A 19271-nucleotide genomic window follows, 5' to 3' on the forward strand; every position below is an offset into this window, starting at 1 on the left:
TTGTATGGACAAATTAAATTATTTTTGTAAATAAGGGGAAAATGGCAACCATGGATCAAGAAAAAGGTAGGGGCAATAAGAAAGCTCGTAGACCATCTGTATACATAAAAAGAACAATTATTCTCGTTCTATTGTTTTCGCTTGTATATATCGTGTATACAAAAATTGTTGCGCATAATAAAAAAGAAAATACTTTAAAAGCAGCAGCGGAAATAAAGAAGCAGGAAGAACAGAAGAAAAAAGAATTGAAAAAGCAGGAAGAACAGAAAAAGCAGGAAGAACAGAAAAAGCAGGAAGAACAGAAGAAAAGAGAGCAAGAGGAACAAGCTCAAGCGAAAGACCAGCCTGCTGAAGTCCAAGGGCCACCTCAAGAAATCAATGAAAACGCTCAATTAGATCAATATTTACTGGGAAAAGGTTTTAGTGGAACAGCTGTCATTGTGAAGAATGGAAAAGTACTTTTGAATAAAGGATACGGAATGGCAAATAAGGAAAAACAAATACCTAATAATTCAGAAACGACTTTTTATATCGGTTCCATTTCAAAAGCATTTGTAGCAACGGCGATTATGCAGTTGAAAGATCAAAATAAACTTCAAACAGAGGATACAATAGCAAAATATATTCCGGATTTTCCTCAAGGTGATGGAATTCATCTAAAACATTTATTAACACATACATCAGGAATTCCTGAATATGAGCAAGGAACAGAAGATATTTCTCATGAGGAGTTAATAAAGCGAATCGGAGCACAAAAACGTATCGCGATTCCAGGAGAAAAATGGAAGTATTCAGACTCCAATTATTCTATATTGGCTTATATCGTTGAAAAGGTGAGTGGACAACCGTTAGAAGAGTATATTAAGCAAAACATCTTTGCTCCAATTGGCATGAAGCATTCAGGTTTTGGAAGAGCATTAGAGCAAACAAGATTTCCATCTACTGGTTATAAAATAGTTAAGAATAATATGACAACCCCTAATATTCCAAGTATGTCACAACTGTATGGTTGCGGTGATATATATACAAGTGCACATGATTTATACTTATTTAACGAGGCGTTATTCTCTGGAAAATTAATTTCAAAAGAGAGTTATAATCAAATGTTTACAGCTGTTAAAAAAGATTATGGATTCGGTTGGTATGTAGATCCAGGAAGTTATTCTAATCATGGTGTAATGCCAGGTTGGAATTGTTTAAATGGATTTAGTAAAAGTGGAAAGACATATGTTATTTTATTATCTAACATTCAAAATAACATTAAATCATTCGGTTCAATTAACAACGATATTTATACAATGTTACAGCATATTGAAGTGTAAAAAGACTATCCTTTTGGATAGTTTTTTTTTCGAGGGGTTCACTTGTTACGGTTTCTATATCAGAACAGGCTGAATTGCCGAAAACCGTATATTATGCCGTAGCTGCAATTATTACGATTAAAAATTAGATAAAAAAGCAGATAGGAAACTATCTGCTTTTTATTATTTACATGTTTCAAAAACTAAGATTTGTTTCTAGAAAATGTATGTCTTACCTAGCACAAAAAAAGTAGGAATTGTATACATTAAGATGTATGGATGTAAAATCCAGATAATTTAATATATGTAGGAGGAGAAGGAGCGTATGTGTTCGTTTAAAAAATATTGGAATAAGTTAACGAGAGTTTTTAATAGGCAGTTAGACTATTTTTTAGATAACAAGTTGTTACCTGCTGTGGAACGAATTTTATTTTCACAAAACTTCGCGAAATTTATTAGAAGAAATTCTAAGCAAGCAACGGAAGAATTTATAGAATCCAGTAAATTTCAATCTATTATTTGTGCCATTTTAAAAGAATGTAATACATCACCATTTAAAGAAATAGCAGAACAACTTTTAGGAAAAGAAGTAGAGATTGTCGTTACAGTTGGACAATTAACAGGTGTTATTGTTGAGGTGGGGGACGATTTCTTAACGTTACAAGAAGCGATAGGAACACAAGTGTTATTACCATTTGCAAGTATTATATCCATTCGAGAAGTGTGAGAAAGGAGAATTATATATGTCATTTACTAATGAATTACGTGAGCATGTTGGTGAGCTTGTACAAGTTGTTACGGCCGTAGAAGTTGTTGCAGGAGTTCTTTTGTCTGTAACAGATGCAGCAGTAAGTGTTCGAACATCTCCATCGTATGGTCCACCTGAGGATGTTATTGTACGAACTCCTATTATTGCATATGTTCGCTTAGAAGGCTAAAGGAGGGATAAAGTATGAAGATATCAGTTGTTATCCCTACTCATAACGAAGCGGAAACGTTAGATAAGATTTTAGCGGAAGTAAAGGAATTAAAGCCATATGAAATTATTGTAGTAGATAATGGATCGACAGATGGAACGAAAGAGATTGCATTACATCATAATTGTCATGTTATTTATTATAAAGATTCTCTTGGCAATGATGTAGGACGGGCAGTTGGTGCTAGAGAAGCAAAAGGCGAAATTGTACTGTTTTTAGATGGTGATATTGTCATTAATAGTCAAGATTTACAATGTTTCGTGAACGGGATTCAACAAGGGCATCAAATTGTTGTGAATAATTTAACATGGTCTGTTTATTTAAAGATGAGACCACATTATACGACAGTTGGAAAATATATGTTAAATCGTTTTTTGGATAAAAAAGAGCTCGTTGTCGGTTCTTTAATTGCAATACCACATGCAATGAATCGAGAAGTCATAGAAAAAATTGGATGGTGGAATTTAGCTGACCCAGCGCTTTTTCAGTCGATGGCGATGTCTAGAGGAGTAGATATTGTAGGGGCAGCTTCAGTCGATGTAATTCATACAAATAAAGTGCGTCCTGTTCATATTGGAACATCACCTGGCTCGCCGTATCCGAAAGCAACAAGCCGTATTATGGGTGATCATTTACGTGCACTACAGTATGTAATAAAAACATATGGTGCACGTGGAGGTTTTTCTGAAGGAGAAAGGGATAGAGCTTTTATAAGAGAGTATAAACCGATTTTGTTACAAAATAAGAAGGCGAAATATAGCGCGATTATACCAGTATCAGAAGAAAGAACGACTATAAGACCCGTTATAAAAGAAGTGAAAAAAGCAGGTGTAGATGAAATTATTGTTGTTGCGAATGGAGCTGATTTAGAAACAATTAAACAAGCGAAATTAGAGAATGTTATCGTTCTCGAATTTCCAAAAGCGCTTGGTCATAATGTTGCACGAGCAATAGGGGCAATGCATGCTACAGCTGATATTTGTTTATTCGTAGATGGTGATTTTGCTATTGCCGCGAAAAAGTTAGTTCCTTTTTTACAAGCCATTGAAGCTGGTAATGATGTTGCATTAAATGATTTGCAAAAATTACTAGATATGTTTCATCCGGCAGATCCAATTAGTATGGGAAAATATTTTGTGAATTTAGCAGCAAAGCGTCCGGAGTTGTGGAATAATTCGCTCACTGCTGTGCCACATGCTATGCATAAAAAGGTAATAGAAAAGATTGGATATGAGTCATTAATTATCCCACCATTAGCTCAAATAAAAGCTATTTTAGCCGATTTTTCGATAACAGCAGTAGATTTTGTTGATGTAATAAAAACGAACCGAGTACGTCCGGAGCAACACGGATTTGTCAATGGACGTATTCCTGCATTTGATCGTATCTTTGGAGATCAGCTCGAGGCAATAGATTATTTATTACAACATACAGATGAGCGTGGGGGTTTTACTGATGGAGAAAGGGATAGAGAGATAATACAACAATTGAGAAGGGAAGAAGAGAATTTAAATGAATACTAGTAGCAATGTAACAATTATTGGATTAGGGTATGTCGGTCTTCCTTTAGCAGTTCATTTTGCAGAAAGAGGACATACTGTAATTGGATTAGATAAAGATGATTATAAAATAGAATTAATTGTACAAGGAGAAAGTTATATTCCTGATGTTTCTTCTAAAGTATTACAAAGCTTATTGAAAGAGAAAAAATTAGTGGTGAATACACCAGATAAAGGTGTGGCTGACTTCCAAAAGAGTGAGTATGTCATTGTGACTGTGCCAACACCGATAAATGAGCAGAAAGAACCAGATTTAAGTGCCCTCATTTCAGCTGCTTATTATATACAACAAAACCTTCAAAAAGGACAAACCTTCATTTTTGAAAGCTCCACATATCCAGGTACGCTGGAAGAAGTTATTATTCCTATTATTTCTCAAATGGGTAAAAAAGTAGGGGAAGATTATTATATTGGATATTCTCCTGAACGGATTGACCCAGCAAATAATCAATATACAGTGCAAAATATTCCAAAAGTAATTAGTGGACAAACGGAACGATGTAAACGAAAAGTACAAAGTTTGTATAGTACTGTATTTGATATGGTTGTTCCTGTCAGTTCCCCGAAAGTAGCAGAGATGTGTAAGCTATTTGAAAATATTCAGCGGCTAGTCAATATTTCGCTAGTAAATGAGTTAGATATACTATGTGAAAAGCTGAATATAGATTTTCGTGAGGCGCTCGAAGCTGCATCTACAAAACCTTTCGGATTCGCTCCGTATTGGCCAGGACCGGGGATAGGAGGACACTGTATTCCGGTAGATCCTTTATATTTCCAGTGGAAAATCAAGGGGATTGGACTATCAAGTCAATTAATTGAAGCGGCACACGTTATTAATGAGGAGATGCCACAAAATATTGTAAGGAAAGTAAAACAGGTGACACAATCCCCAGCGACGGTCTTCGTTGTAGGAATTGCTTATAAGAAAGATGTAAATGATTTGAGAGAATCCCCAGCCCTCCCCATTATTCAGTTATTAGTAAAAGAAGGGTATAAGGTGCAGTATCATGATCCGTATATTTCTTCTGCAAAAATTGGGGATACATTGTATCAATCTATTTCACTAGGAGAGCAAATAATAGAACAAGCTGATTGTGTTTTAATTTTGACGGATCATTCTAGTATTGATTGGAAGTTATTTGAAGAGGTTAATCGATTAATAGATACACGCGGTGTTATAAAGAAGGTGAAAGTATGAGTAAAAGATGTTTAATTACAGGTGGGGCTGGATTTATCGGATCTCATTTAGCAGAAGAACTTGTTAAAAGAGGTTATCAAGTAACCATTGTTGATAATTTTTATAAAGGAAAAAACAAATACCACAATGAATTAATGAAAGTGATTTCAATTATTCCAATAAGTGTTTTAAATAAAAGCGCAATTGCTGAATTGGTTGATCAACATGATGTGGTATTTCATTTAGCAGCAATTTTAGGCGTAAAGACTACGATGGAAAAAAGTATAGAATTAATTGAAACAAATTTTGATGGAACGAGAAATATTTTACAAGCAGCATTAAGAGGAAAGAAGAAGGTAGTATTTGCATCTACTTCTGAAGTGTATGGAAAAGGAAAACCGCCTTTTTCAGAAGAAGGTGATCGCTTATACGGTGCAACTTCAAAGATTCGCTGGAGTTATGCTGTTTGTAAAACATTAGAAGAAACACTATGTTTAGGATATTCATTGCAAGGTCTTCCTGTAACGATTGTTCGTTACTTTAATATTTACGGTCCAAGGGCGAAGGATGGCCCATATGCTGGAGTGATTCCGCGATTTATTCGTGCTGCCTTGCAAGGTGACGATATGCTCGTATATGGAGATGGGAAGCAAACACGTTGTTTTACGTATGTAAGTGATGCGGTAGAAGCAACAATTCGTGCGATGGATGAAAAAGTAAATGGAGAAATAATTAATATAGGATCTGAGAATGAAAAGAATATACAAGAAGTAGCAGAGGCTATTCAAAGGTTAACGGGGGCATCCTCTAAAATTGTACATGTCCCGTTTGAAGCGGTATATCCACATGGTTTTGAAGAAATTCCAAATCGGAAGCCAGACGTAACAAAATTAAGAGAAATGTTTCAATTCCAAGCAAGTGTAACATGGGAACAAGGATTGAAAGAAACTATTAAATGGTTTCGGGATACGCAGCATGATTAAGTCATTGTCGGTCATTATTCCAGTTTGTAATGAAATAGCTAGTATAGCGGATGTTATTCAATCTGTAAAACCACTACAGCCGTTAGAAATTATAGTAGTAGCTAACGGTTGTACGGATGGTACAGAAAAAGTTGCTGAAAGTTTAGGTTGTAAAGTTGTTGAATATACTAATCTACTTGGAAATGATGTGGGGCGTGCGGTTGGTGCGAAACAAGCGAAGGGTGATGTTTTATTGTTTATAGATGGCGATTTTGCAATTCACTCTTCTCATTTACAGCTCTTTCTTAATCCAATTTTGTATAATCAAGCTGACGCTGTATTAAATAATTTTGATGCATTGTTTTTAAAAAAACAAAGACCGCATTCTATTACAGTATGGCGGCAAATTTTAAATGCAATGCTAGAGCGAGAAGAATTAAAAATTGATTCTTTATTATCTGTCCCTCATGCGCTTACGAAAGAAGTTGTTCAAAGCATCGGATATGACGGGCTTATAAACCCCAATATAGCTCATATGCGGCTGATTAAGAATAATTGGAGAATTAGTCGTCACTTTGCAATTGATGTAATTACTCCGAATAAATTTCGTCCGCTTGAACATGATGCGTATGGGACCAATCTTTCTCATTCTGAAAAGCGAATGATAGGTGATCATATAGAAACTACAGCGGAGTGGATAGCAGGCTTGGATAAGCGCGGAGGGTATTGTGATGGGAATAGGAAAAGAGATAGTATTTATCATACTTTAGATTTTGAGGATTTTTATCAAGGGTGGGGCAGTACATCCAATTTGTATAAAGGAAAGCAACTATCTGTTGTCATTCCTGTACAAAATGAAGAGATGACAATAGGAAGTGTTATAGAAGAACTGCGCAAAATTGAACCTTTGGAAATTATCGTTGTTGTAAATGGTTCTTCTGATAGAACAGCAAGTATTGCAAAGCAAAAAGGAGCAATGACAATTGTATATGAAGAAGCTCTTGGAAATGATGTGGGGCGTTCGCTTGGTGTGTATTTTGCAAATGGGGATATCGTATTATTTATAGATGGTGACTTTGTTATCCCTGCTAGTGATTTATATCCTTTTGCTAAAGCGATTGCGGATGGTAAAGATGTTGCATTAAACGATTTAAATCATTACTTGGATTTACGAGCACCACTTCACCTTGTAACTGCATTTAAATATGCTTTAAATCTTGCTTGTGGCCGAAAAGACTTAGGGGTTGGTTCCCTCGTCGCTGTTCCTCATGCCTTTAGTCATAGGTGTTTGAAAGAAATTGGATACGATTCTTTATTGTCACCTTGTGTAGCACAAGTTAAGGCTGTTCTTTCTGAATTTGAAATTGCATGTGTGAGTCGTATTGATGTAGACAGGATGAATCGTATTCGTCCCAGTCAACATTTCTCACCAATAGGGCACCCTCCAGCCGTATTACGTATAATTGGTGATCATATAGAAGGAATAGAACAATTAATTGCATTAAAAGACAGACGAGGTGGGTTTCATGATGGGGGTAGAAATAGAGACGTCCTATAATAGTTATAAAAATGTAAGGGGCGTTGTAATTAAGTAAGGCGAGTTGCTCTTGATTATGAAAAGAAGTGTACCGAATGGGTACACTTCTTTTCAATTCTGTCGTAAAAAAAATATAACAGAATTGGAGTTAAGGGTATTACAGTTTATAATGGATATCATTCTTTGTATTACAGAATAGAATTCATATATAAGGATACTCAAAAAATACATTTAAGGAAAGAGTGAATAATAAAGAGATCTAAGTTAAGTTAACACTATGTACACAGTTGTTTGTTCAATGTTTCACAAACATGTCACAACTATTTCGTTCACTTTCAAAAAAAAGTAGTATTCTAAATGTGTAAGCTGTTATATAAAAAATCTTAGTCCTGTACTAATCAAAAATGGAGGAGATTAGGATGACTCAAGTATTAGAAAATGTAAAAAACGCATGGAAAAACTTTAAAGGTGAAAAGTGGAAAGCTGAAATTGATGTTCGCGATTTCATTTTAAATAATGTAAACGTTTACGAAGGAGATGAATCTTTCTTAGCGGGAGCAACAGACGCAACAAGTAAACTTTGGGATCAAGTGATGGATTTAACAACAAAGGAACGTGACAACGGTGGCGTTCTTGATATGGATACAAAAATTGTTTCTTCTATTACATCGCATGAACCAGGATATTTAAATAAAGATATTGAAAAAGTAGTTGGTTTCCAAACTGATAAACCGTTTAAACGCTCTTTACAACCATATGGTGGTATTCGTATGGCGGAACAAGCTTGTGAAGCTTATGGATATGAAATGGATAAAGAACTTAGTCGTATTTTCAGAGACTGGCGTAAAACGCATAATCAAGGTGTATTTGATGCATATACACCAGAAATGAAAGCGGCTCGTAAATCAGGTGTTATTACTGGTCTTCCAGATGCATATGGACGTGGACGTATTATCGGTGACTATCGCCGCGTAGCGTTATATGGTATAGATCATTTAATTGAAGTGAAAAAAGCTGATTTTAATTTAACTGGTGGTGTAATGAGCGAAGATACAATGCGTTTACGCGAAGAATTATCTGAGCAAATGCGTGCACTTCAAGAATTAAAACAAATGGCCGCTTCTCATGGTTTTGACATTTCTAAACCAGCCACAACTGCACAAGAAGCGTTCCAATGGTTATACTTTGCGTATCTTGCAGCGATTAAAGAACAGAATGGGGCAGCAATGAGCCTTGGACGTACTTCTACATTCTTAGATATTTACATTGAAAGAGATTTAGTAAATGGTACTTTAACAGAAGAAGAAGCACAAGAGATTGTTGACCATTTCATTATGAAATTACGTCTTGTGAAATTTGCAAGAACACCTGATTATAATGAACTATTCTCTGGGGATCCAACTTGGGTAACTGAATCTATCGGTGGTATTACATTAGACGGTCGTCCTTTAGTAACAAAAAACTCATTCCGTTTCTTGCATACATTAGATAATTTAGGACCAGCACCAGAACCAAACTTAACAGTTCTTTGGTCTAAACAATTACCGCAGAAATTTAAAAACTACTGTGCGAAAATGTCTATTAAAACATCAGCAATTCAATATGAAAATGATGACATTATGCGTCCTGAATATGGTGATGACTACGGTATTGCTTGTTGTGTATCTGCAATGAGAATTGGTAAACAAATGCAGTTCTTCGGAGCACGTGCAAACTTAGCTAAAGCGTTACTATATGCGATTAACGGTGGTAAAGATGAAAAATCAAAAGCACAAGTTGCTCCTGAATATGCACCAATTACTGCAGAAGTATTAGATTATGAAGAAGTTATGCATAAATTCGATATGACAATGGAATGGTTAGCAGGTCTATATTTAAATACATTAAATGTAATCCACTATATGCATGATAAATATAGCTATGAACGTATTGAGATGGCACTTCATGATACAAACGTTCTTCGCACAATGGCAACAGGTATCGCTGGATTATCTGTAGTAGCTGACTCTTTAAGTGCAATTAAATATGCGAAAGTAAAACCAATTCGTGATGAGAATGGTATCGCAGTTGACTTTGAGATTGAAGGGGACTTCCCTAAATACGGTAACAATGATGATCGTGTAGATGAAATTGCCGTAAATCTTGTGAAAACATTTATGAACAAGCTTCGTAAACATAAAACATATCGTAATTCTGTTCATACAATGTCAATCTTAACAATTACATCTAACGTTGTATACGGTAAGAAAACTGGTAATACTCCAGATGGTCGTCGTACTGGAGAACCATTTGCACCAGGCGCAAACCCAATGCATGGTCGCGATACAAAAGGGGCATTAGCATCACTACTATCTGTTGCAAAACTACCATATGAAGATGCGCAAGATGGTATTTCTAATACATTCTCTATTATTCCGAAAGCACTCGGTAAAGAAGATGATGTACAAGTACGCAACTTAGTATCTATGCTTGATGGCTATGCAGTAAAAGAAGGACATCACTTAAATATTAACGTATTTAATCGTGAAACATTAATGGATGCAATGGAACATCCAGAAAAATATCCACAATTAACAATTCGTGTATCTGGTTACGCTGTTAACTTTATTAAATTAACTCGTGAACAACAAATTGATGTAATTAACCGTACAATGCATGAAAGCATGTAAGTGAAAAAAATCCGTCCCTCTGCTCCTAATTATATAGCAGAGGGAGGGTGTTTCAATAAAGGAGGAAGTAACATGGTAAAAGGTAGAATCCATTCTGTAGAATCTTGTGGTACTGTTGATGGCCCAGGAATTCGTTATGTCATATTTACACAAGGGTGCTTATTACGTTGTCAATACTGTCATAATGCTGATACATGGGAAATCGGTAAAGGAAAAGAAATATCAGTTGAAGAAGTGATGCAGGATGTGATATGTTACCTTCCTTTTATTGAAGCTTCTGGTGGTGGCATTACAGTTAGTGGTGGAGAACCGTTACTACAGTTAGAATTTTTAATTGAATTATTTAAAAAGTGCAAGGAAGTCGGCATTCATACAACAATTGATTCTTCTGGAGGGTGTTACTCTGAAGAACCAGAGTTCCAAAGAAAATTAGATATTTTAATGGGATATACAGATTTAGTTTTATTGGATTTAAAACATATTGATTCAAAAAAACATCGTAAATTAACAGGGAAACCAAACGAACATATCTTACAGTTCGCTCGTTATTTATCGGATAAAAAGAAACCAATCTGGGTAAGACATGTATTAGTTCCTGGCGTTACAGACAGTGAAGAGGATCTACAAAGATTATCCAGCTTTATTCAAAGTTTATCCAATGTAAAGAAAGTTGAAGTTTTACCATATCATAAACTTGGTGTATATAAATGGGAGGCACTTGGACATAAGTATCCACTTGCGAGTGTAGAGCCTCCTACAGAAAAAAGTGTTGAAAATGCTAAACAGATTTTACAAGCGGTCTAATCCAAATGTTGGATTAGGCTTTTTGCTTTCTGCATAATAAAGCCTAGAGTATATGCGAAAAAAAGAGTATACTGAAAATGAAATATCCATATTTTTGTAAGGGGATAATGGAGAAATTTACATAATTGTAAAGGGAAATCTAAATAGTAACAAGAATTAAGAAGTAAAAGAGAGAGTATCATGGAATATAGAACGTTTGTAAGTTATTGCGAAAGCCCTTATAGGAAAGTATAATGTAAAGATATGAGCACAGATAGGATTAAGGGGTCAATCTTATATGCTTTGCATATCCACGACAGGTACATAGCTAACATGAAAGTGTTGGAATCCAAGTATGTAATTTTTTAAGGAAAAGGTTTTTCCTATTGTCGTATATGCAATATGGAGAAGCAAAAAGCTAGGAGTGGATTTGTTTGATAAAAAACCCCAAGGTTTTAATATTAACTGCACATTACGGTAATGGGCATGTGCAAGTAGCAAAAACATTAGAACAAACATTTCGTAAAAAAGGAATTGAAGATGTAATCGTATGTGATTTATTTGGAGAATCACACCCAGTTATAACGGATATTACAAAGTATTTATATCTAAAAAGTTATACGATAGGAAAAGAATTATATCGTTTATTTTATTACGGGGTAGAAAAAATTTATGATAAGAAAATTGCCTCTTGGTATGCAAACTTTGGAAGGAAACGTTTAAAAGCGCTCTTACATGCGGAAAAACCAGATATTGTTATTAATACATTTCCTATTATTGCTGTACCAGAATTGAAAAAACAAACAGGTTTTTCAATTCCTGTTTACAATGTGCTAACAGATTTCTGCTTGCACAAAATATGGATTCATCGTGAAGTAGATCGTTATTTTGTCGCAACAGATCATGTTAAAAAGGTAATGGTTGATATTGGTGTGCCTTCAGAACAAATTGTAGAAACAGGAATTCCAATTCGCAGTAATTTTGAGTTAAAGATAAACCCAGAAATTATATATAATAAATATCAGTTATCTCAAGAGAAAAAGATTTTACTTATCGTAGCAGGTGCACACGGTGTACTAGGGAATGTAAAAGAATTATGTCAATCATTTATGTCAGTTCCTAATTTACAAGTAGCAGTTGTTTGTGGGAAAAATGATGCTTTAAAACAGGATTTATTAGGATTACAAGAGCAGAATCCAGATGCTTTAAAAGTATTTGGTTATGTAGAAAACATTGACGAGTTATTTCGTGTTACTTCTTGTATGATTACAAAGCCAGGTGGCATTACATTAAGTGAAGCGGCAGCGTTACAAGTACCTGTCATTTTATATAAGCCTGTACCAGGACAAGAAAATGAAAATGCGATGTATTTTGAGAAAAAAGGAGCCGCGGTTGTAATTCGTGATGATAACGAGGTTTTTGCAAAGACAGAGGCTTTATTACAGGATGATACGAAGCTTCTACAAATGAAAGAAGCAATGAAGAGTATTTATCGTCCAGAACCAGCTTGTCACATTGTGGACGCAATTTTGGAAGAGAATCATACTGAGTCTAATCATGTACCTATTGAATCGCCAGCTCTTGCCCAATCTTTTACGTAATATGAAACCCTCTTTCTACTATAAAAGAGGGTTTTTTGTTTGGGAAAAATAGTGTAAAGATTTATGTTATCCACAAAAGAACGCGCTTTCAATAAACGGTGAAATCGAAATATTAACAGCCATATCCACATAATCCACAATTTTCAGAAAAAATATCCACAAACGTGATGGTTTATATGTGATTAAATATAGGAATGTAAGAAAGTATTCTTTAATTTATACACAATTCTATCAATTCTGTGGATAAAGTTTTCCACAGAAAAAGGTTCTTTATAAAAAAGAACCTTTTTCTCAAAAGTATCAAGCTGTTTGTGGATAGTAATACTTAATTTCTTGTAAACGCCTAATAGATAAGGGGGCTTATATCCCTTTTGAGCGATAACCCGCTGCACGATCTGCTTTTCGAAATTCTCGTTGATAGAGAACTTCTTGTGTACTAGATAATGTGTTTTTTGTTTTCTCACGTTTCTTTTTATCCATTACAATTCACCTCGTGTCATAAAGTCACTATCTATCGTTTCCAATGATACGAGGTGATATACATGCCAATGCTAGTAGCGTTCTTTATTATCGTACATGTAAATGAAATTTTCATAGGATTATTTTGCTTGAATATGCGAAAAAAGACTATTATAAAAACTTTATATTATGCCTCTTTTAAATGGTGTGCATCTTGGAATGTAGTATCACGCATTGTAGCAAGTGTATATTGGTCTTTTGGAATCTCATATAAATTATATACTTCTTCATGTGCATTAATTTCATCATAAACAGATTTTCTTGTCTCATTTGCTAGGTTTACATATTGCAGTTTTTCTGCAGCTTTAATAGAACGGATATTTATTTTGCGAATGCGCATAAAAATAGTTTCAATATCTAATTCATAGAATAGTTCACTGAAAAACGCATCTTTCGCTAATTTATTATATCCTTTACCATGATACGGTTTACCAAGCCACGTACCAAGAAAGCCAGCTTTTTCTTGCACATCAAATAAAGTAATAGTGCCGATAGGGTTACCCCATTCATCTAAAATTGTGCGTGAGATTAATTCTCCACGCTCTTCAGCTTCAATTGTTTGTTTTGTTAAAAATAAATATTCTTCATAAGAATAAGCCTTTTGACGCACAAAAGGGAAGACAGCTGGATCCACCATTAAATCGTATAGAACGTGGCTGTCGTGTAAGTCGCGTTTTTTTAGCATACTAACTCCTCCTCACACGAGGGTAGCATGACGAAAAAACACCCCACCCTCGAAATTTTTATATCAATCTTTAAAAAATTTCGGGGTGGGAATCGAACCCACTAGAACCAGTTTATAACGCTGGTGGCGCACCATTTGCCTTCCCCATTCATCAATTTGAAAAGAACGATCACGACACAAATTGATTATGGTTTCATTCAGTTTATAATCGTATAATACTTTATCTAGTCAAAAAAATAAACTAGTTTTTTTTATTTTTTTTGTAAATTATTTTTCCGTCAATCATGGTGAGTACAGGCTTGGCTAAATAATGGAAAGGATGATGAGTCCATAACACGAGATCAGCGTCTTTTCCAACCTCAATGCTTCCAATTCTATCCTCTAAACGTAAATTGCGAGCTGGTAAAATAGTAATACCTTCTAGAGCTGTTTTTTCATCTAATCCTTCTCGAACAGCAATGGCTGCACAAACATTTAAGTATTGAATTGGTGTATAAGGGTGGTCGGTTGTAATAGAAGCTTCTATACCATTTTTCGATAAAATGTGATAAGTATCCCATGTTTTGTTTTTTAATTCGATTTTCGAACGTCTTGTGAGAGTGGGGCCAACTGAAACCTTTACATTGTGTTTAGCGAGTTCGTTTACAATGAAGTGTCCTTCTGTGCAATGTTCAAGACGCAAGTCAAGATTAAATTCTTTAGCAAAGCGTAGAGCAGAACTAATATCATCCGCGCGATGAGCGTGAATACGTACAGGTATTTCACGACGCAGCGCTTTTAAGATAGGCAGCATTCGGAAATCAGCTTCATGTCCGTAATGTTGTGCTTCATAGAAGGATTCTCGAAGTAAACCCATAATCCCCATACGTGTTATCGATTCTTTCGTTCCATTGCTATGAACCTTTTTAGGATTTTCTCCAAAGGCAATTTTTAAACCAGCAGGCTCTTGGATAATCATATGATCTATGCAAGTTCCGGCTGTTTTAATTACACATGTTGTACCGCCGATAATATTTTGACTTCCAGGCATAACATGAACGGTTGTAACCCCATTTTGTACAGCATCTTGAAATGCTACATCAAAGGGATGAATACCATCTAAAGATCGAATGTGCGGTGTTGAAACTTCAGATGTCTCATTTGCGTCATTACCAGCCCAACCAGTACCTTCATCGTAGAGACCAAGGTGAGTATGCACATCGATAAATCCGGGTAAAAGATAAAGAGCTCTCGCGTCGATAACAGTCATATCTTGAGTAGGCTCGATATAAGGTTTGACCTCAGTGATTCGCTCTCCTGTAACCAGTACATCTCCTTGGAATTTTGGCGATGTAATAGGATATACAATGGCTTGCTTGAGCAATGTTTTCATAGGTACCTCGTTTCTGTTGCCTTGTAGTGTGTATGAGGGTGAGACAAAACAACTTGAAAGGTTTATCGTGTAGTAATGCTCCATTTTGAAAGTTAGGGAATTAGGAGATAAACTATTCATAAAGCTGTATTTTAGAAGTACTACATTGTATGCGAGAGTATATTTTGTAATGCATGGTTTAATGTTGGAAACGAGTACTGATAACCGTGTTCTATAGCTTTATTAGGTAATACATGTTGGCCTTCTAATACGAGCATGCTCATTTCCCCAAGTAAAGCGTGGAGTACAAATGAAGGGACAGGTAACCAATGAGGTCGCCCTGTTATATTCGAGAGTGTCGCTCCGAATTCTTTCATTTTTATTGGTGTTGGTGCTGTAATATTAAGAGCTCCTTCTATTTCTTCTTTGTGTATAGCGAAATCAATCATACGAACCGCATCGTCTAAGTGAATCCACGATAACCATTGATTTCCGGAACCGATTGTACCACCGACATATAATCGATAGGGGAGTAACATTTTTGGAAGAGCACCGCCATTTGCACCTAACACGACACCAAACCGTATATAAATGGTTCTTATTCCAAGGTGACGAGCTTGAGTGGCTTCTTTCTCCCACAAATACACTGTCTGTGCTAAAAAGTCATCCCCAGGATCTTCTTGCTGTTCTGTAAAAATCTTCGTTTCAGATGTCCCGTAGTATCCGATGGCGCTCGCATTAATAAATGTATGTGGTTTCGTTTGTAGCTTTTGTAATTGTTTAATGAGTCCTTTTGTTGTTTTAATACGACTGTTTAAAATGGCTTCCTTTTGTTTCTGCGTCCATCTGCCATTATTAATAGATTCTCCAGCTAGATTAATAACTACATCAATAGAAGAGAGAGGGAATGTGTGTAAATCAACTGACCATTGCACGTATTGAATATTGGAGTTTTGAGGATCAGCTATCTTTTTCCGAGTAAGAATATAAACTGTATTTCCTTTTTGGCTTAAAAAGTTAGCTAGTCGTTTACCGATAAAACCAGTGCCCCCAGAAATTGCGATTTTCAAAAGAATTTCCTCCTTATTATATATATTCATGAAAAATAAAAATGTTCCGTAACTATGTTAAAATAATAGAGAGGTGAAAATATGGCTGTCATTACAAAAATAGAAGTACAAAAACGAACGAAAGAACGATTTAATATTTATATTGATAAAGGTCAAGGTGAAGAATACGGTTTTAGTGTGAATCAAGTAGTCTTAATTAAACATGGATTGCAAAAAGGGTTAGAAATTGATGAAGTAGCGTTAGGAAATATTTTGTACAATGAAGAAGTACAAAAAGCATACTTGCAAGCAATTTCCTATTTATCCTATCAAATGAGGACGAAGCAAGAAGTAGAAGATTTTTTACGAAAAAAAGAAGTGGGACAAGCCATCATCTCTGAAGTGGTTTCTAAATTATTACATGATCGCTATATTAATGATAAAGAGTACGCAATTTCGTATGTACGAACGCAAAGTAATGTGAATCAAAAGGGCCCAACTGTTATTAGAAGGGAACTATTAAGTAAAGGTGTTCAAGAAATTATTATTACACATAGTTTACAAGAGTATCCAAAAGAAAAGCAAATTGAAAATGCTTTTACTCTTGTGGAGAAAAAGAAAAAATCCTATCAAAAGCATTCTTTTTTACAAATGAAACAAAAGTTAGAAGAAATGCTTGTTCGTAAAGGTTATCCTCGAGATGTAATTCAAATTTGTTTGGAAGAATTGAAAGATGAAAAAGATGATTCTCAGCAACAAGAAGCGTTACACTATCATGGAGATAAATATTATGAGAAATACAAGAAATATGATGGATGGACGTTTGAAAATAAGATGAAACAAGCGTTGTACCGAAAGGGATTTTCTATTGATGAAATAGAGGTCTTTCTACGAATGAAACGTGAAGAGGGATGAGGGAATAGAATGAATATGCCAAAACGTTACAGTGAAATGACACCGCATGAGCTTCGAGAAGAGATTGGGATGTTAAAGGAACAATCAGTAAAAGCGGAGCAACTTGGAATTGTAAATGAATTTGATGTATTAATGAGAAAGATGGCTATGGCTCGTGCATACATGACAGATATAAATAAATTCCATGCTGGTGAGACATACGAATTAGTAGAAGAACCTGGTGTATTATTTAAAATTACGTACTTCAACGGAGTATTTGCTTGGGGACATAAGCAAAATGATAGTGAAGAAATTGGTATTCCAATTTCTTTATTACAAGAAAAATAAAAACCAGAGAGTAAATATCTCTCTGGTTTTCATCTTTGGTAGGCGTTAAAGGAGATAGGAGATTCTAAAATTGACGTTTTTTACATTCATTTGCCAATATAATGAGAGACTGGGTTTGTTGCGTTTGTCCGTTAACTTGCGCCTTTGCATGTTTCGGACGTGTCCACGTATGGTTAAATAATTCAGAACGACTATCTAAATGATCACGGTAGCTCATCTTTATCACCTCGTGTAGGAAGTTAATTTAGTTTTGTACTACTCTTCTTGCTGATTTGCAGCACGCATACGTTCCTGTGGGTGCGTGTTAATCGTGCCGTTAGGTCTTTTGGAAGCAAAACGAGATTTTGCTTTCGGTTGACCATCAATTTTGCTGTTGTTTTTTGATTCAGACCAAAATTCGGCTTGTCTACCCATAAAGAACGCCCCCTCATTATAAGTTGATACTCTTTTAAGAAGTATCACTTATAGAATGTGCAAAATAGAAGAAAATATCCTTTAGAAATTTAGGGGAGAAATAAATAAAAGGAGAATATAACATGAATGATATTTATGAAACATTAACGAAAGAATTATTAGAGAAAAATGACAAGCTTTCTTATGCACAAGCTCGTGCTTGGGTTGAGTTGTTATGGGAGGATTTTCAAGCAACTTACGCTAAATCTGGTCGTTATCAAGGTGAAGAAATGACTGAACAAGTAGTACGAACATGGATTAAAAATCATGGTGAACGTCTTCATGAACTTCGTACAAGTAATCCGAAGTATAGCCATTTAATTAATCAAGAGGATCACTTAAAACATTAAGAAAAGCGACCAAGGGTCGCTTTTCTTAATGTGGGAGCAATTCCAGTTTTTTTCGAAGTTTTTCTTCACTGAAAATCCAGCCTGTATAGGAGCTAATAATATTTAAATTTTGATCGAGTTGGACAATTGCAACAAATGGATAGTAATCTTTACTACGGTAACGTAAATCAATGAAGCGAACTTCATAATAGTGGTCGTAATCAAAAATATCCCAGCGATATACAGGTGAGAAAGATAAAAAGGCAGAGATGTTTTCATCTCGCTTAGCAGCTCGCATAATAGCGTTGTCTGGGAACGGTACACGATCGAATTTATCGTATACCATAATATTACCTCGATGCCATCTAGCGACATAATAGTGCTCAGTTGTAACGATTGCTAAATGATAATGATAAAATCGATAAGAAGGAGAAATAATCACCCTCTCGACATTTTTGAACCGTTTGTGTACTACACTTTGGATATTACGATGCATCATAATGCGGCCGATGTAGTAAACGAGCATTAATATATATGCTGCTAAAGCGGTATATCCTTTATGTGCTCCAACAAGCATACAGGCGATAGCAAGTATATGGATAAAGAAAATGACAGTATCGAATGTATTGATTATGCCAAGCGCTACCCATTTCTTCGTAAAGGGTCTTAGTGCCTGTGTACCATAAGCATTAAAAATATCAACAAATACGTGAAGAAAGACGGCAATAAATGACCAAAGTAGTAGATGAAGGTAAGGAGCTTCAGTAAAGAAGATAAAAGAAATTCCACTTATAAGGAAAGACCAAAGAATAACTGCAGGAATGGAATGGGTAATCCCGCGATGATTTCTTATATATTTTGCGTTGTTACGCAATTTTAGCACGGTATCAATATCAGGGATATTAGAACCAGCAATCGTTGCAAGCATAACTGCTTGTGGTCCAACATCACTTTGAGCTATGGCTGGATCTAATGTTGCTAAACCACCTAATGTGACGCCCATAACAAGGTGAGTGGCTGTGTCCATGAAAACACACCTCCGTTTTTTATTAATGTAACTCTTTTTATTCGATAGCT

Annotated in this window: 20 protein-coding genes; 13 read left to right on the forward strand and 7 right to left on the reverse strand. The window is 35.3% G+C overall.

Going from position 1 to position 19271, the window contains the following annotated elements; translation table 11 throughout:
- Positions 1 to 50 precede the first annotated feature (50 nt).
- The 10 genes from DJ93_RS15305 to DJ93_RS15350 all read left to right on the forward strand — a co-directional run bounded on the left by DJ93_RS15305 (position 51) and on the right by DJ93_RS15350 (position 12566).
- Entirely contained in the window at positions 51 to 1322 is a 1272-nt protein-coding gene (locus DJ93_RS15305; protein WP_042981720.1) for a serine hydrolase domain-containing protein, read from the forward strand.
- 304 nt (positions 1323 to 1626) lie between these two features.
- A complete protein-coding gene (locus tag DJ93_RS15310) occupies positions 1627 to 2028 on the forward strand; it encodes an LSm family protein (protein WP_042981721.1) in 402 nt (133 codons plus the stop codon).
- 16 nt (positions 2029 to 2044) lie between these two features.
- Complete coding sequence (locus DJ93_RS15315) at positions 2045 to 2239, forward strand: hypothetical protein (protein ID WP_042981723.1); 195 nt, start codon at positions 2045 to 2047, stop codon at positions 2237 to 2239.
- 14 nt (positions 2240 to 2253) lie between these two features.
- Positions 2254 to 3801 carry a glycosyltransferase family 2 protein gene (locus tag DJ93_RS15320; protein ID WP_042981725.1) on the forward strand — a complete coding sequence of 516 codons (1548 nt, stop codon included), beginning with the start codon at positions 2254 to 2256 and terminating at the stop codon, positions 3799 to 3801.
- Complete coding sequence (locus tag DJ93_RS15325; RefSeq protein ID WP_042981727.1) at positions 3791 to 5035, forward strand: nucleotide sugar dehydrogenase; 1245 nt, start codon at positions 3791 to 3793, stop codon at positions 5033 to 5035. Before DJ93_RS15320 ends, DJ93_RS15325 begins: the two co-directional genes overlap by 11 nt.
- A complete protein-coding gene (locus DJ93_RS15330; protein WP_042981729.1) occupies positions 5032 to 5997 on the forward strand; it encodes an NAD-dependent epimerase/dehydratase family protein in 966 nt (321 codons plus the stop codon). The genes DJ93_RS15325 and DJ93_RS15330 overlap by 4 nt, the downstream gene beginning before the upstream one ends.
- Entirely contained in the window at positions 5990 to 7534 is a 1545-nt protein-coding gene (locus DJ93_RS15335) for a glycosyltransferase family 2 protein (protein ID WP_042981730.1), read from the forward strand. The genes DJ93_RS15330 and DJ93_RS15335 overlap by 8 nt, the downstream gene beginning before the upstream one ends.
- A 398-nt stretch (positions 7535 to 7932) precedes the next feature.
- On the forward strand, positions 7933 to 10182 hold the full coding sequence (gene pflB / locus DJ93_RS15340; RefSeq protein WP_042981732.1) for a formate C-acetyltransferase: 2250 nt from the start codon (positions 7933 to 7935) through the stop codon (positions 10180 to 10182).
- 72 nt (positions 10183 to 10254) lie between these two features.
- Positions 10255 to 10986 (forward strand): pyruvate formate-lyase-activating protein, encoded by a 732-nt coding sequence (pflA, locus tag DJ93_RS15345; protein WP_042981733.1) that lies wholly within the window; start codon positions 10255 to 10257, stop codon positions 10984 to 10986.
- A 413-nt stretch (positions 10987 to 11399) separates the two neighbouring features.
- Positions 11400 to 12566, forward strand: a complete 1167-nt coding sequence (locus DJ93_RS15350; RefSeq protein WP_042981734.1) for a diglucosyl diacylglycerol synthase — start codon at positions 11400 to 11402, stop codon at positions 12564 to 12566.
- 360 nt (positions 12567 to 12926) lie between these two features.
- Here DJ93_RS15350 and DJ93_RS15355 read toward each other — a convergent pair whose 3' ends face one another.
- From DJ93_RS15355 to DJ93_RS15370, 4 genes are all read right to left on the reverse strand, one after another.
- Entirely contained in the window at positions 12927 to 13046 is a 120-nt protein-coding gene (locus DJ93_RS15355) for a YfhE family protein (RefSeq protein ID WP_042981735.1), read from the reverse strand.
- Positions 13047 to 13212: 166 nt separating this feature from the next.
- Positions 13213 to 13770, reverse strand: coding sequence for a GNAT family N-acetyltransferase (locus DJ93_RS15360; protein WP_042981736.1), 558 nt, complete (start codon positions 13768 to 13770; stop codon positions 13213 to 13215).
- A gap of 241 nt (positions 13771 to 14011) precedes the next feature.
- Positions 14012 to 15142 carry an amidohydrolase gene (locus DJ93_RS15365; RefSeq protein WP_042981738.1) on the reverse strand — a complete coding sequence of 377 codons (1131 nt, stop codon included), beginning with the start codon at positions 15140 to 15142 and terminating at the stop codon, positions 14012 to 14014.
- A gap of 140 nt (positions 15143 to 15282) precedes the next feature.
- Positions 15283 to 16191, reverse strand: coding sequence for a TIGR01777 family oxidoreductase (locus DJ93_RS15370; protein WP_042981739.1), 909 nt, complete (start codon positions 16189 to 16191; stop codon positions 15283 to 15285).
- An 81-nt stretch (positions 16192 to 16272) separates the two neighbouring features.
- On the opposite strand from DJ93_RS15370, the gene recX reads away from it, so the two are divergent.
- Together recX and DJ93_RS15380 are read left to right on the forward strand one after the other, a co-directional pair.
- Positions 16273 to 17085, forward strand: coding sequence for a recombination regulator RecX (gene recX, locus DJ93_RS15375; protein WP_042981740.1), 813 nt, complete (start codon positions 16273 to 16275; stop codon positions 17083 to 17085).
- A 9-nt stretch (positions 17086 to 17094) separates the two neighbouring features.
- The gene (locus DJ93_RS15380) at positions 17095 to 17412 is read left to right on the forward strand and encodes a YfhH family protein (protein ID WP_042981743.1); all 318 of its coding nucleotides are present in this window, start codon (positions 17095 to 17097) and stop codon (positions 17410 to 17412) included.
- 64 nt (positions 17413 to 17476) lie between these two features.
- Here DJ93_RS15380 and DJ93_RS15385 read toward each other — a convergent pair whose 3' ends face one another.
- Positions 17477 to 17629, reverse strand: coding sequence for a YpzG family protein (locus DJ93_RS15385; protein ID WP_002174744.1), 153 nt, complete (start codon positions 17627 to 17629; stop codon positions 17477 to 17479).
- A gap of 38 nt (positions 17630 to 17667) precedes the next feature.
- On the reverse strand, positions 17668 to 17826 hold the full coding sequence (locus DJ93_RS15390; protein WP_002010326.1) for a small, acid-soluble spore protein K: 159 nt from the start codon (positions 17824 to 17826) through the stop codon (positions 17668 to 17670).
- Between the two features lie 122 nt (positions 17827 to 17948).
- On the opposite strand from DJ93_RS15390, the gene DJ93_RS15395 reads away from it, so the two are divergent.
- Complete coding sequence (locus DJ93_RS15395; RefSeq protein ID WP_042981745.1) at positions 17949 to 18215, forward strand: YfhJ family protein; 267 nt, start codon at positions 17949 to 17951, stop codon at positions 18213 to 18215.
- A 25-nt stretch (positions 18216 to 18240) separates the two neighbouring features.
- On the opposite strand, the gene DJ93_RS15400 is transcribed toward DJ93_RS15395, so the two are convergent.
- Entirely contained in the window at positions 18241 to 19221 is a 981-nt protein-coding gene (locus DJ93_RS15400) for a metal-dependent hydrolase (protein ID WP_042981746.1), read from the reverse strand.
- Between the last annotated feature and the right edge of the window lie 50 nt (positions 19222 to 19271).

Source organism: Bacillus clarus, from assembly GCF_000746925.1.
Taxonomy (GTDB): Bacteria; Bacillota; Bacilli; order Bacillales; family Bacillaceae_G; genus Bacillus_A; species Bacillus_A clarus.

What these genes read in the sequence shown, in the direction of transcription:
- DJ93_RS15305 (WP_042981720.1), top strand. Translation starts at nt 51, where the DNA reads ATGGATCAAGAAAAAGGTAGGGGCAATAAGAAAGCTCGTAGACCATCT.
- DJ93_RS15310 (WP_042981721.1), top strand. Translation starts at nt 1,627, where the DNA reads ATGTGTTCGTTTAAAAAATATTGGAATAAGTTAACGAGAGTTTTTAAT.
- DJ93_RS15315 (WP_042981723.1), top strand. Translation starts at nt 2,045, where the DNA reads ATGTCATTTACTAATGAATTACGTGAGCATGTTGGTGAGCTTGTACAA.
- DJ93_RS15320 (WP_042981725.1), top strand. Translation starts at nt 2,254, where the DNA reads ATGAAGATATCAGTTGTTATCCCTACTCATAACGAAGCGGAAACGTTA.
- DJ93_RS15325 (WP_042981727.1), top strand. Translation starts at nt 3,791, where the DNA reads ATGAATACTAGTAGCAATGTAACAATTATTGGATTAGGGTATGTCGGT.
- DJ93_RS15330 (WP_042981729.1), top strand. Translation starts at nt 5,032, where the DNA reads ATGAGTAAAAGATGTTTAATTACAGGTGGGGCTGGATTTATCGGATCT.
- DJ93_RS15335 (WP_042981730.1), top strand. Translation starts at nt 5,990, where the DNA reads ATGATTAAGTCATTGTCGGTCATTATTCCAGTTTGTAATGAAATAGCT.
- pflB (WP_042981732.1), top strand. Translation starts at nt 7,933, where the DNA reads ATGACTCAAGTATTAGAAAATGTAAAAAACGCATGGAAAAACTTTAAA.
- pflA (WP_042981733.1), top strand. Translation starts at nt 10,255, where the DNA reads ATGGTAAAAGGTAGAATCCATTCTGTAGAATCTTGTGGTACTGTTGAT.
- DJ93_RS15355 (WP_042981735.1), bottom strand. Translation starts at nt 13,046, where the DNA reads ATGGATAAAAAGAAACGTGAGAAAACAAAAAACACATTATCTAGTACA.
- DJ93_RS15360 (WP_042981736.1), bottom strand. Translation starts at nt 13,770, where the DNA reads ATGCTAAAAAAACGCGACTTACACGACAGCCACGTTCTATACGATTTA.
- DJ93_RS15365 (WP_042981738.1), bottom strand. Translation starts at nt 15,142, where the DNA reads ATGAAAACATTGCTCAAGCAAGCCATTGTATATCCTATTACATCGCCA.
- recX (WP_042981740.1), top strand. Translation starts at nt 16,273, where the DNA reads ATGGCTGTCATTACAAAAATAGAAGTACAAAAACGAACGAAAGAACGA.
- DJ93_RS15380 (WP_042981743.1), top strand. Translation starts at nt 17,095, where the DNA reads ATGAATATGCCAAAACGTTACAGTGAAATGACACCGCATGAGCTTCGA.
- DJ93_RS15385 (WP_002174744.1), bottom strand. Translation starts at nt 17,629, where the DNA reads ATGAGCTACCGTGATCATTTAGATAGTCGTTCTGAATTATTTAACCAT.
- DJ93_RS15390 (WP_002010326.1), bottom strand. Translation starts at nt 17,826, where the DNA reads ATGGGTAGACAAGCCGAATTTTGGTCTGAATCAAAAAACAACAGCAAA.
- DJ93_RS15395 (WP_042981745.1), top strand. Translation starts at nt 17,949, where the DNA reads ATGAATGATATTTATGAAACATTAACGAAAGAATTATTAGAGAAAAAT.
- DJ93_RS15400 (WP_042981746.1), bottom strand. Translation starts at nt 19,221, where the DNA reads ATGGACACAGCCACTCACCTTGTTATGGGCGTCACATTAGGTGGTTTA.